This is a genomic window from [Clostridium] scindens ATCC 35704, from assembly GCF_004295125.1.
Lineage (GTDB): Bacteria > Bacillota > Clostridia > Lachnospirales > Lachnospiraceae > Clostridium_AP > Clostridium_AP scindens.
Genome location: NZ_CP036170.1, coordinates 1,894,110 through 1,906,097, shown reverse-complemented (window position 1 = coordinate 1,906,097; position 11,988 = coordinate 1,894,110). Strand labels below are relative to the sequence as shown.

Genomic DNA, 11,988 nt, shown 5'->3' with positions numbered 1-11,988 from the left:
ATTGTCATTTTAGTAACTTGTTACGCTTTTGTCAACCGGTTTTTCTATTCTGACTCTTCCAATTTTATCCTGTACAGTTCAAATTCCCATCTGGTCTCTTCCGAAAATTTCTCATACTCGTTCCCGCTCTTCCTAAGCGTATACTCATCCCTCTCCTTCTTCTGGAATTCCGTCTCATATCCTGCCCGGACTGCAGCCGCGAACCGTTCCAGACAGGTTGTCTCCAGGTATTCCAGATCTCCGTAGCAGATCTGTTCAAAGTTCTCCTTCATAATCTCCAGCAGTTCCCGATCTGTCAATTCGTCCATGGATTCATTCTTATACAGATAGAATATCTCCTGAAGCCTTGTCAGGGTATCCGCATAGTCCCCGCTTTGGATGAACTGGGAATCGCAGAACTCCGTCAGGCTAAGCCCGTACTTCAACGTCTCCTGGTTGCATTCAAGCACGCGCTTTAGTTCCTGCCTGCTTGCTTCCAAAGCCAATTTTGAAGTTCAAAAGCCAAGTCTGCCATATCATATTCCAGATATCCAAACAGTTTCTCATCCTCACAGTACTTCTGCTTCACAAGCACATACAAAAGGCGCGTCAGCCTTCTCTTTAGGCCTCCCCTGTCCTGGTTTTGCACTTCCTCTTTCAGCCGCATATAGTCCTCCTCCCCGAACCGGATCTTATCTGCCGGAATGTCCGCAAGCATACAGCATAGGACATGACGGAGCATAACCCTGCACGGATTGATGTAGTATTCCTCATAGTCTGCGCAGCGCGCCACATTCACCTGGCGGATATAGTCTTCCGGGAACCTTGCCAGAAACTTCTGCTCCGCTTCCATGCACCTGAGATACTCCCATATGGCGTCAATGCCGCACAGCCCTTCCAGATTCTTCATTACCGGATAATCCATGGTAATGATATGATCCTGCGGCTTCAGCCGGACGTCATACCATAGGAAGAATGCCGGAATTCCCTGCCGGAATGTTTCCTCATAGGCTCTGTTCCCATAACTTCGAAAATTTGCTGCCATCCGATTATATCGTTCTCTTGCTTGTCCTACCTTTTGAACCGCCAGTTCATAGCCATACTCGTACGCCATTCTCGCCGACCGGCTGCCGTCCGAGACGCCGGCCGCTTCTGCGCTCCCTGTCGTCTCATGAATACAGTAGAGCACGGCTTCCATCAGCCGCTGGGCTGCCTCATACGTCACGGATGTGCTCTCCTTCCCCGTATATCTGTCACAGAGTTCCTTTACCAGAGGAATCAGTTCCTCCATCTCATATTCCATGCCCTCACCCCCTTGTAGTGATTTCCTATTCTACTCCCTGGCTGGTACGCTTACAAGACTTGAAAAATTGTCGATTTTGTGGTAATATAAGTACATAAAATTACTGCCAATAGATCAAAAAGTCTATTGGCAGTTTTTATATAGATGTCGCATAAGTCCCCGGCCATTTGCTGACATTCTATTTATAATTGTAGTATCGGTGGGTTCTCCAGAACAAGCAATTCCTGAGTCTTAATAAGAAATTGTTTTCCTGATTCTGACAAACTACAGCAATACACGAAGATTCTTGCGAATATCCTGAAGTGAAATATTGTTTTTAATCTTTATAAAAATTGCTTCAGATCATCCCGGAAAGCCTCCTCGCATTTGACAATGTCTTTTGCCAGCGATATGCTTTCCTTGGACGCGTCTGAATACTGGTTGATCTTTTCCGTAAGACTCTTGATTCCCATGTTGCAGCCATCCGTCATGATCTTGGCAATCTGAGAGGCGTCATCCTTGATCATCAGTTTCATCTCCGTGCTGATCCAGGAAAATGCGGCCGCCATCTTCTCCGGCTCCTTTTCATCCTTCCCGAATTCTGCCAGCAGCTTAGAAGTTTCCTTCTCCAGCTTCTTGTGCTTCTCGTCATACTCTTTCAGCACCTTCGCAAGTTTCTCATCCATTACATATTCCCGAACCTGGTTCATGCTGTTGATTCCCATCTTGCATCCAGAATTGCATTCCTTTAATAATTCAACCGTCTGTTTTTCCATATCCTGATCCCTCGCTCCGTTTTTCTTTTTATTCTGTGGGATTTCAGGAGAAATATACATTTATCGGTTAAACTTATTCCAGAAGTTAGTTCTTTTTATGCAAGGACAAATGCCCTGCTTCCGGAAGATATTCATCAAGAAAGCTTTTTTAAAAACGAAAATTACTTGTCATATCTTCAAGCCGCCTTATCACTGCCTCGCTTACTCTGCGTAATACAGCACGCCCAAGGTTCCTGGGCCGCAATGGCTGGAGATGACGCACCCGGCGGTCGTCTCCAGTATCTCATGGAAATGTCCCAGAGATGCCAGATAATCCCGGATCTGCTCCACAATCTCAGATGCCACCCCTGAATGCGTGATGAATACCTGCGTGCCATCCGCCTTCTTAAGTTCTTCTTCCTTTTCCCTTACATAGTGCAGCAATGCCTTATTCATGCTGCCACGGTATTTCTTCCCGACTTCCATCCTGCCATCGATTACGTTGATGCAAGGATGCAGTTTCAGCGTATTTGCCACCAGAGCCGTTGCACCGGAACATCTTCCGCCTCTGGCGAGGTAGGTCAGCGTATCCACCACAAAACTGGCCTTCACTTTGGAGCGCGCCGTTTCAATCTCTGTCACGATATCCTCTGCTCTCTTTCCCTGCCTTGCCATCTCGGCGGCCCGCAATACCTGCAGCCCGATTCCGGTGGACAGGCTCTGGGAATCTATCACGAATACCCTTCCCTTATCATATTCTTTCGCCGCGAGACGCATAACATTGCAGGTTGTACTCATTTCTTCGGAAATGCCAAAAAAGATGACATCCTCATCCGCTTCCATGCAAGGCCTAAGCATCTTCTCTGCGTATTCAAAGGTGATAGCCGCCGTCTTTGGCGTCCTTTTATTTGCCTCTGCCCAGGCAAATATCTCATCCGGCGTAATCTGGGTCCTGTCATAATAACTTTTATCATCCAGTACGATACAGAGGGGCAGTATGGTGATTCCATACTTTTGAATCAAGTCCTCCGTCAAATCGCATGTGCTGTCCGCAAATATGCGGACCGTCCTATTCTCCATGAACGTCACTCCCTGGTTTTTATATTGTTCAAGAACTTTTTCCCTCCGTCCAGACATGTGTTACGGACAGCTAGAAGGAATATGCCTTGTAATGTAAAGTATACCACAAAGCCGCCTTATTTCCCAATCTCATCTTCCATATCTTCCCAGCCGATTTCTTCCGGCTCCATCTTAATCTCAAAGATGACTTCTTCAATAGCTTTCACGCACGCATCCAGATTCTTCTGTATGTCCTTTCCCCAGAACCGGATCACCGTCCATCCTTCGAAGAGCAGTTTTTTATTGACCTCTTCATCCCGCTCCCGGTTCCTTGTAATCTTGGGAATCCAGTAATCCGGATTCTTTCCCTTGGCAAGTTTGGGCCTTAATATCTCCCAGTCCTTGCCATGGAAGAATTCGCCGTCGCAGAAGATGGCAATCTTATATTTCGTCAGAACGATATCCGGCCTGCCGCTCAGTTTGTCATAGTTCTTCCGGTACCGGTATCCTTTTGCCCACAGTGCTTTTCGCAGCTGGACTTCTATTTTGGTGTCCTTCCCTTTGATATGCTGCATCGTTTTCCTTCTCTGCTGCTCGCTGAGAACATCCATTTTTCCACCCCCAATCCTGCTTTATAACAAAGAATGCGCTACCGGTATCGGCTGTGGATATTGCATCCCCTGTGGCATCGGCATCGGCTGCTGAAGCGTCACGAACAACTGCTCCAGGCTCGCCTTTCCAGTCCTCCATTATAAACTGAATCTTCTGGAGATAGTCATTTCAGCCTCTTTACTTCTCTCACCACTTTTGCATAATACAGTATTAACGTAACATGTTTTTCATTAAAAAACAATAAAGTCCCGCTTATTCACCTCTATTTTACTGTATAATCATCTTTAGAAGACATCACCCTGGCACATATTATTATGGTATGCGCATTACAAATATTTAGACGATAAGGAGATACTGCTTATGAGAGGAAGAACCATCGTTGAACAGATCGATCATGATGGCAATACATACATGGATGTGGACATCAGCCTATCGGCCAAAGGTCTTTTTGAAGTCTTGAAAACATATTTCCCGGACATCCGGAAAGACAATGGAATGATAACCGGGAATTTTAAAGATCGCCCTTACTCCATCCGGGTGAAGAACATCACCTATCTTGGCATCCCCCACCCTGTTTTCAAAAAACGGATCCAGATATCCGGAGATCTTAAGAATTTCTACAAGGATTCCCTTTCACGTGGAATGACTCCGCTGCTTTTGGGCATTTATACCCGGGATGACCTGACACTGTTTTGCGACTTTAATATTGAGGATTTCGTCGCAAAGAAGTCTAACAATTCTTCCGCCCATGTCTATACCGAGGATCTATCCTTCGCGGCGGAGGACGGCATCTTCCAGAAGACGGACTACCGTGGAAATCACATAACCGTATTTCGCCCGGACTGTGCCGAAACCTTCCTGTCAGAGAAGTTCGGCCTGGAAGCCGAATCGCAGGAGGCCAGTGCAGACGAGGATTCTGCGTTCAACATCCTGGATTATTTTACAGGCCTGCCATCACCCGCCCCCGGGGCAGCTCCAGCCTTTCTTGGCACGATGCCGGATGAGATCGTGGATATCTTCCGGGATTTCTTCCTTGGGCTGCCCAGCCTCTGGGAAGGCATCGACTGCTATAAGGAAATGATCGCCGACAACTACCGGAATAAGTATCAGCCGGAATGGGCCGGATTCTATCTGGAGTACCGATTCGAAAAGTATCTGAAAGAGAATTCGCTTGAGCATTTGATCCGCTACGAGCAGAACAAGAAGAAGAACGGCATCGATCTGGACCTGTACTTTCCAACGCTTATGGATTACGGCGATCTTAAAGCCCACAGCGATTATTCCAAGGGCATCCAGGGGAATGACTGGAACACCATATTCGGCATACTAGGCCAGACCGATTATGAGCACCACATTTATTACATTATCTGCGAGCATGCCACTTACAAGGACAGCGAGTACGGATACGAGACTACCCAGTTTTGGAATCGCGCGCAGGGCAAATCCAACCTTATGAGCTATCAGAAGCGAATGAAGCATCATGTGGTGCTAACCAAGATGCATATCCTGGACATCAATAACTCCAATAAGCACTTCCTCAGCATGTTCCGCCAGGGCGTCAACAGCAATGGCAAGTTGCGGGAGCCGAAGATTATGATAGACCATGATATGATCAGCAAGTTTTCTATCTGCGACGTCACAATTTAACTTTTCTATAGATCAAACAGCCGCTTCGCGCATTCTGCGATCACCGTCACATTCACGCTGTTGCCATACTGCTTATAAGCCTGCTGGTCATTGGCATTGGAGATAAACTTCGCAGGAAAGCTTTGCAGAGCCGCTGATTCTTCCACTGTAAGCCTTCTTTTGTATCTGCCGATGATCGGAATCTGCACGATGGCCACCAGGGCCGGAAAACAGGTAGGCACCTTGATCCTGACGCCGGAGGGGCGCAATTGGATGACCCCTTCCCATACGCTGTCAATATTGGTTCCTGCCTGCCACTCCATCTTGCGCTGGGTGGGCGTAAAATCCTTAAGATCGTTATATTTCTTCAGCCACTGGTCAATGAACTTCTGGTTGCTCTGATACAGCCGGATGTTCTTATTGACGAACTCCTGCTTCCAGGCCGGGAACTCTGCAGGAGCCTTCTCATAGCGGAAGAACTCGGACCAGATTGGGAATCCGATCACCTTCATATCAATGCCATGGTAGAATTCGTCCCAGGCATTCAGCACCTTCTCTTCATGCTCTGATATGGCATATTTCTTATCCACCGGATGATCCTTTACCACGTCGTAGATTGAATTCTGCTCCTTCTTTATCAGATCGTGGAATACGATATCCAGCGGCTCGTCCACGCGGTTCGGCTCGTACTTTCCGAGTATGACCACCCTCTCTCGAAGCTGGGGCACGCCAAAGTGATGGGGACTCAGGATCAACGGCTTCTCCATCAGGCGGTAGCCTTGCTTTCTTAAGTTTGCCCGAATGACCTTCCAGGTATTTCCATGGTCATGGGACACCAGATTCCTCACATTTTCCAGCACGATATAAGGCGTATGATGATGCTTCAAGATCCGCACGATCTCAAAGAACAGGGTGCCCCTGGTCTCGTCTTCCATGCCCTCCTGCTTTCCCGCCTTGCTGAACGCCTGACAAGGGAATCCCGCGCACAGCACGTCATGCGGCGGGATATCCTTCTCATCGACATTGCGTATATCAATGCCCGAGTCCATTCCATAATTTTCCTGATACGTCTCAATACAATATTTATCTATCTCAGAGGCGAACACGCACCGTCCGCCCAAACTGCTCATCGCTTGATGAAATCCACCAATACCGGAAAACAAATCAATAAAAGTAAATGGTTTTTTCATGTCTTTTGCTCCCTTGTCTTCAAACCTTTTTGTATTATACCATTTATTCCACAAGAAAGCTAGTACTATTTTTATAACCTCGCCACTTCCCCGGCATGGCTAATATCATAGCCTCCGGCCTCCCGGGCCTTTTGCGCGAATGCGCTGCTTTTCAGTACTTCAAGGAATTTCTTGATCTCTTCTAGTTCCAGGGACTCCTGTTCTATAGCAAAGTCGTACTCTTCTTCTCCCACAGGTATGAAGTCCAGATCCATCGCGTGGGCCGCCGAATATATCCCCATCCCTGCGTCTGCCCCGCCATTTTTCACCAGGGCCGCTACTGCCATATGGGTTGCGGCTTCCTTGTCGTAGCCGTCAATCTCCTCTGGACGGATTCCGGCTGTCTTAAGCCGGTAATCCAGCAATACCCTGGTACCGGCGCCCCGCTGCCTGTTGACGTACGTAACCCGCGTCAAGTCCTCGATCCCGCGGATTCCTTTGGGATTGCCCTTCTGGACGATGATTCCCTGGATACGCTTCACCCCTTTGATCAGCGCCATACATTTACCCGGGAATAGTTTTTTCAGATAGGAGACATTGTACACTCCCGTCTCTTCATCCAGCAGATGGGTCGGCGCGATATGCGTCTCTCCCCGCTTCAGCGCCATCAGCCCTGCCATGCTCCCTACATGGGTGCTGGACAGGAAGGTTCCCGGATAAGATAGCGGCATCAGGTCTGCCAGGAAGTCCAGGATCAGGTCGTGGCTTCCGATGGATACCACCGTGTGCTCAATCTCCTCTATATCCCGGTAGAGTTCGACTTCCACCGTCTCGCCTGCCTCTACTCCTTCACTGTTCTGGTCAATGACGCAGAATCCGTCCGCCCGCACCAAACTCATGGCAGCCCCCGCGCCTCTTGCCAATGGAGAGGCTATCAGCTTATCTCCCACCTTGCCTACCTTGACCCGCACATATTCCCGGTGCTTCAGCGAAGACACCAGACGTTTGGAAAGTACTGCCTTGACGGTATGTCCGGCGTAATGGCGTTCTCCTGACATCTTATCCATCACAGGCCTGACAAAATTCTCAAAGTCGATATATGCAGAGACCGGATAGCCAGGCAGGCCTATCACCGGCTTGCCATCCACAATGGAGAGGATCACCGGCTTGCCAGGCTTGATTGCCACCCCATGGACGAGCACTTCTCCCATCTCCCGTAAGATATGTACCGTGTAATCTTCCGTCCCCGCGCTGGATCCGGCATTCACCACCACGATGTCGTTCTCTTCATGGGCTTTTTTTATGGCGTCCTTGATCTTGTCATAGTCATCCTCCACCGGAGCATATCGATGGGGGATGCCTCCGTAATTGATGGTCATCGCCGCGAACATACGGGAATTGGACTCAATGATATCCCCCTCGCCCGGCTCTTTGTCCGGCTCTATGATCTCCGTCCCCGTAGGGATCAGTCCCACTCTCGGACGCTTTATTACATCGACTTCCAGTATGCCGCCGCTTAGAAGCACGCCGATGTCGATCGGCCGAATCTTATGGCCGCCGGGAAGCAGCATTTCCCCTGCCACGATATCTTCTCCTATAGGGCGCACATGCTGCCAGCCGCTGGCCGCCTCCATGATCTGTACCACGTCTTCCTCCGCTTCCAGCAGGTCTTCCGCCATAATCACCGCGTCATAGGGCGGATGTACCGGATCTCCTGTATCTACGATCTGATAATCCTTCCCTCTGACGAGGGTGAGCGGATTCTCCTGCGTTGCTCCGGCTGTCTCCTTCGCGATCACGGCAATGCCGTCCATGGCAGCCGCATTGAACAGCGGGGAGCAGCATCTGGCGTAAATTGCCTTTGCCGTCATCCGCCCTAAAGATTCTTCTACCGGTATCTTCTCCGTCCTCCTGACGGCAATTGCCTTCAACGCATCCTGGTATAATGCCTGCGCCTCCTCCACTGGTATGGTTTTTAAGTATAGATTCCGTTTTCCCATGGCTCCTCCTTCAAATCTCGTATACAGATACCCGCTCTCCCTTTTTCAGCCCTTCCTTATTCTCTTCAATCAATATATAGCCATCAGCCCCGGAAAGCGTGCTGATAAGTCCGGAGCGTCCAAATATCGGGATGGCCGCAAGGCTTCCCTCATCCCGCCTCGCAAGATGCACCAACTGGCAGGTCAGTTTCCCCGGCGCTGCCGGAAGGTTCGTAGATATCTCCGCCGTACGCACATAGGGTTCCTTCTCCCCTGTGGCTGTGCGCCACAGCCACCCAATCACCAGCCGGAATACCAGCATGGCTGCCGCCGGATGGCCCGGAAGTCCTGCCAGCAGGGTCTGCGTAGGCCGGTCATATCCCAGGATCGTAGGCTTGCCCGGCTTAAGGGCCAGCCCATGGGTAAATGCGCCTTCGCTGGCCAGCTCGTCTATCACGAAATTGGTCTCATCCTTCTTCCCTTGGGAACTTCCCCCGGAGATCACTACGATATCGCTTTGTTCCATTCCTTTTTGCGCCGTCTCCAGAAGCAGCATTCTGTCATCTTTGAGCACCGCACATTCCGCCACCTCAAAGCCCATCTGCCTGGCCGTCGCATAGATCCCATACGTGTTGATATCCCGCACCTGGCCTGGCTTTGGCGTCTCCCTAGGCGCCACCAGTTCATCTCCCGTGGATATCACCGTGATCTTCCAGGGACAGTATGTACGAACCCTGGTGATTCCAAGCGCTGCCAGGGCTCCGATCGCCTGGGGCGTGATCTTCGTCCCTTTTTCCAGAACCTTCTGTCCTTGTTTCATGTCATCTCCGGCTTCTACAATATTAGCCCCCGCTGCCACCGGCTTATAGACTGCCGCTTCCGTATCCGAGAACAACTCGCAGAACTCCACCATTACGACTCCATCCGCACCTTCAGGAATCATGCCGCCAGTAGGGACATAGACGCAGGTTCCGGGCGTGACTTCCATCTCTGGCGCACAGCCCATCTCCACCTCCCCCACGATCCTTAAGAATGCGGGAATACTCTCGCCTGCGCCTCCGGTATCTGCTGCCCGGACCGCATAGCCATCCACCGTAGATCTTCGGAATAATGGGACATTCTCTCTGGCACAGACATCCTCTGCCAGCACGTATCCTTGTGCCTTTAGAAGTTCTATTTCTTCTACTCTTAGCGGCGAGCCCTCCATCGCTCTTATCACCTTCCGTCGGGCCTCCTCCAATGTGTCTACATTCAGCAATTTCATGATCTCACAAACCTTCCTTTTTCCATATAGTGGATCTGGTCGCAGAGCTGATAGATATGATCCAGCTGATGATTTACGATCATCCAAGTAATCGGCGCCTCTTTCTGCACCTCCACGATCATTCCCTCGAATAGCGCCTCGCTCTCCGGGTCCAGATTGGACAGCGTCTCATCCACCATAATCAGTTTGGGATGGAAGATCAGCGCCCGCAGGAAGGATAGTTTCTGGCGCTCCCCGCTGGAGAGGGACTTTGCGTACTGCTTCTTCTGGCTTAAAAGTCCCGCTCTTTCAAGCGTCCGGTCTACCGCATCCTCATCCGGCTTGATCCCTCGAAGCGTAAGCGGGTATATCAGGTTCTGATAGACGGATGCATCCATCAGATAGGGCCTCTGGGACATCATCGTAATATCCCGGCCCGTAAGCCCCTCATAATCGATGTTCCCACCGTCCGGCTTCAATATTTTGGCTACCATCTTAAGGAACACCGTCTTGCCGCATCCGTTAGGCCCCACGATCCCGTGGATCTTTCCCGGCTCTATATATAAATCATCAACTTCCAGATGGAAGTTTCCAATCGTCTTTTCCAAGTTAGTAATTCTCATCCTCCGCCTCCTCTTTCTGGAGTATATCGCATATCCACTGTAATAGGAATGCCATGACCAGAAGCAGGACTCCAAGCGCCACTCCTTCCGTGAATATTCCCTGGCTCTTTAGCAGCGAGATCGTCGTCGTCATCGTGCGCGTCCTGCCCTTGATATTGCCGCCCACCAGCATGACTGCCCCCACCTCGCTGATGGAGCGCCCGAATCCGGTAACCATGCAGAAATAAATCTCCTTTTTCATCTCGCGCACCGTCAGCTTCGCCGTCTGCCATCTGTCCGCCCCCATAGTCACCGCGAATACTCTGATCGAAGGCGCTGCCTTCCTTGCATAGGAATAGATCATCCCGCATATGATGGGGGTAATGATCAGCGTCTGCGCGATCACCATCCCCTTGATGGTAAATAGAAGCGACAAAGGGCCCAAAGGCCCCCTGCGCATTATCAGGAGATAGACCACCAGGCCCACGACCACCGGCGGCACTCCCATCAGCGTCCGGTTGATCCGGATAACAATCTTCTTCCCGGGAAACTGGAACCTCTCAAGGAGAAGCCCCAGCACGATTCCCAGCACAGATGATATCGCGGTAGAACAGACTGCCATCGTAAAGGTCACTTTGATAGCACTGATAATTCCCGGATCTGATATCACGCTTTTTAACCACTCTACCATCTGCTAATTCCTCCTGTCTATGAATCGGTACCTGCATTCGGCGTAAATAATGCCTGCCCGTACTCGTCGATTCCATATTCCCCAATCAGTTTCTGTATTTTGTCAGAGCATATCCACTCAATAAAATCATTGGCTCCTTCATTATTCAACTCCGGATACTTCTCCGGATTAACGGCAATTACCCCATACTGGTTCAGCAGGTTCTTGTCTCCTTCACAGATAATCTCAAGTTCGCTATCAAGCGTCGCGTCCTTGCTCTGCTTAAGCCAGGTTCCTCTGTCCGTCAGGCAGTAAGCCTTCTGCTCGTCCGCCATGGTAATGGTCGCGCCCATTCCCTGCCCGGACTCTACGTAGTTCGGATCTGAAGCAGGGTCAAGCCCAAGTTCGCTCCATATCTTCTTTTCCTTCTTATCCGTACCTGAGTCATCGCCTCTGGATACGAATGGAAGCTGGTCATTGATTATCTGTGTGAATACGGCATTAATGTCTTCCGTCTTGGCGATAGGTTCTTTCGGACCAATCACTACGAAATCATTATACATGACTGGAAATCGCTCCACGCCATAGCCGTTTGCAATGAATTCCTCTTCGCTGGTCTTTGCATGGACAAGTACAACGTCCACGTCCCCATTCTCTCCCATCTTCAGGGCCTCTCCGGTACCTACGGCATTCCATTCCAGATCCCATCCGGTGTCCTCTTTAAACAGCGGCTTCAGATAGTCCAGAAGTCCCGTATCCTCCGTGCTGGTCGTAGTCGCCATCATAAGTTTCCCTTTATCCTTCACCGAGTCCTTGGATTCTGTCTCCTTTTTCGGCTCCTCTTTCTTAGGCTCCTCTTTGCTCGCGCAGGCCGCAAGCCCCAGACACATTGCCACTACAAGCATCACTGTCAAAACCTTCTTTTTCATACAATCCTTCCTCCTTCAGCATGTACCATTACATTCTATTGCCACGCTCCCATTAAAAAAATGGCCTCTGATAAAGAAGACCA

General features: G+C 50.0%; 12 protein-coding genes. 1 reads left to right on the top strand and 11 read right to left on the bottom strand.

What is annotated here, in order from left to right; translation table 11 throughout:
• Positions 1-44 precede the first annotated feature (44 nt).
• The 5 genes from HDCHBGLK_RS09725 to HDCHBGLK_RS09705 form a co-directional block, all read right to left on the bottom strand.
• On the bottom strand, positions 45-449 hold the full coding sequence (locus HDCHBGLK_RS09725) for a DUF6323 family protein (protein ID WP_130574656.1): 405 nt from the start codon (positions 447-449) through the stop codon (positions 45-47).
• A gap of 5 nt (positions 450-454) precedes the next feature.
• The gene (locus tag HDCHBGLK_RS09720; RefSeq protein ID WP_004608151.1) at positions 455-1,282 is read right to left on the bottom strand and encodes a DUF6179 domain-containing protein; all 828 of its coding nucleotides are present in this window, start codon (positions 1,280-1,282) and stop codon (positions 455-457) included.
• Positions 1,283-1,605: 323 nt separating this feature from the next.
• Positions 1,606-2,037, bottom strand: coding sequence for a hypothetical protein (locus tag HDCHBGLK_RS09715; RefSeq protein ID WP_009247795.1), 432 nt, complete (start codon positions 2,035-2,037; stop codon positions 1,606-1,608).
• A gap of 201 nt (positions 2,038-2,238) precedes the next feature.
• The gene (locus HDCHBGLK_RS09710; protein ID WP_039909983.1) at positions 2,239-3,096 is read right to left on the bottom strand and encodes a DegV family protein; all 858 of its coding nucleotides are present in this window, start codon (positions 3,094-3,096) and stop codon (positions 2,239-2,241) included.
• Positions 3,097-3,212: 116 nt separating this feature from the next.
• Positions 3,213-3,686: a very short patch repair endonuclease gene (locus tag HDCHBGLK_RS09705; RefSeq protein WP_004608148.1), complete on the bottom strand. Its 474-nt coding sequence runs from the start codon at positions 3,684-3,686 to the stop codon at positions 3,213-3,215.
• A gap of 361 nt (positions 3,687-4,047) precedes the next feature.
• Between HDCHBGLK_RS09705 and HDCHBGLK_RS09700 the strand changes: the two genes are divergently transcribed.
• Complete coding sequence (locus HDCHBGLK_RS09700; protein ID WP_004608147.1) at positions 4,048-5,334, top strand: hypothetical protein; 1,287 nt, start codon at positions 4,048-4,050, stop codon at positions 5,332-5,334.
• Between the two features lie 5 nt (positions 5,335-5,339).
• Here the strand turns inward: HDCHBGLK_RS09700 and HDCHBGLK_RS09695 are convergent, their stop codons facing one another.
• The 6 genes from HDCHBGLK_RS09695 to HDCHBGLK_RS09670 form a co-directional block, all read right to left on the bottom strand.
• Positions 5,340-6,503 (bottom strand): DNA cytosine methyltransferase, encoded by a 1,164-nt coding sequence (locus tag HDCHBGLK_RS09695; RefSeq protein ID WP_009247798.1) that lies wholly within the window; start codon positions 6,501-6,503, stop codon positions 5,340-5,342.
• Between the two features lie 71 nt (positions 6,504-6,574).
• Positions 6,575-8,482, bottom strand: coding sequence for a molybdopterin biosynthesis protein (locus HDCHBGLK_RS09690; protein ID WP_004608145.1), 1,908 nt, complete (start codon positions 8,480-8,482; stop codon positions 6,575-6,577).
• A gap of 10 nt (positions 8,483-8,492) precedes the next feature.
• Positions 8,493-9,725, bottom strand: coding sequence for a molybdopterin molybdotransferase MoeA (locus HDCHBGLK_RS09685; protein ID WP_004608144.1), 1,233 nt, complete (start codon positions 9,723-9,725; stop codon positions 8,493-8,495).
• On the bottom strand, positions 9,722-10,327 hold the full coding sequence (locus tag HDCHBGLK_RS09680) for an ATP-binding cassette domain-containing protein (RefSeq protein WP_004608143.1): 606 nt from the start codon (positions 10,325-10,327) through the stop codon (positions 9,722-9,724). The genes HDCHBGLK_RS09685 and HDCHBGLK_RS09680 overlap by 4 nt, the downstream gene beginning before the upstream one ends.
• Positions 10,314-10,997: an ABC transporter permease gene (locus HDCHBGLK_RS09675; RefSeq protein WP_004608142.1), complete on the bottom strand. Its 684-nt coding sequence runs from the start codon at positions 10,995-10,997 to the stop codon at positions 10,314-10,316. Before HDCHBGLK_RS09675 ends, HDCHBGLK_RS09680 begins: the two co-directional genes overlap by 14 nt.
• A gap of 17 nt (positions 10,998-11,014) precedes the next feature.
• Positions 11,015-11,905, bottom strand: a complete 891-nt coding sequence (locus HDCHBGLK_RS09670) for a substrate-binding domain-containing protein (RefSeq protein WP_004608141.1) — start codon at positions 11,903-11,905, stop codon at positions 11,015-11,017.
• Positions 11,906-11,988: the final 83 nt, after the last annotated feature.

Bases quoted from the DNA above. Each gene is read 5' to 3' on its own strand.
- HDCHBGLK_RS09670 (WP_004608141.1), bottom strand. From the start codon at position 11,905: ATGAAAAAGAAGGTTTTGACAGTGATGCTTGTAGTGGCAATGTGTCTG.
- HDCHBGLK_RS09720 (WP_004608151.1), bottom strand. From the start codon at position 1,282: ATGGAATATGAGATGGAGGAACTGATTCCTCTGGTAAAGGAACTCTGT.
- HDCHBGLK_RS09695 (WP_009247798.1), bottom strand. From the start codon at position 6,503: ATGAAAAAACCATTTACTTTTATTGATTTGTTTTCCGGTATTGGTGGA.
- HDCHBGLK_RS09680 (WP_004608143.1), bottom strand. From the start codon at position 10,327: ATGAGAATTACTAACTTGGAAAAGACGATTGGAAACTTCCATCTGGAA.
- HDCHBGLK_RS09690 (WP_004608145.1), bottom strand. From the start codon at position 8,482: ATGGGAAAACGGAATCTATACTTAAAAACCATACCAGTGGAGGAGGCG.
- HDCHBGLK_RS09685 (WP_004608144.1), bottom strand. From the start codon at position 9,725: ATGAAATTGCTGAATGTAGACACATTGGAGGAGGCCCGACGGAAGGTG.
- HDCHBGLK_RS09710 (WP_039909983.1), bottom strand. From the start codon at position 3,096: ATGGAGAATAGGACGGTCCGCATATTTGCGGACAGCACATGCGATTTG.
- HDCHBGLK_RS09705 (WP_004608148.1), bottom strand. From the start codon at position 3,686: ATGGATGTTCTCAGCGAGCAGCAGAGAAGGAAAACGATGCAGCATATC.
- HDCHBGLK_RS09675 (WP_004608142.1), bottom strand. From the start codon at position 10,997: ATGGTAGAGTGGTTAAAAAGCGTGATATCAGATCCGGGAATTATCAGT.
- HDCHBGLK_RS09700 (WP_004608147.1), top strand. From the start codon at position 4,048: ATGAGAGGAAGAACCATCGTTGAACAGATCGATCATGATGGCAATACA.
- HDCHBGLK_RS09715 (WP_009247795.1), bottom strand. From the start codon at position 2,037: ATGGAAAAACAGACGGTTGAATTATTAAAGGAATGCAATTCTGGATGC.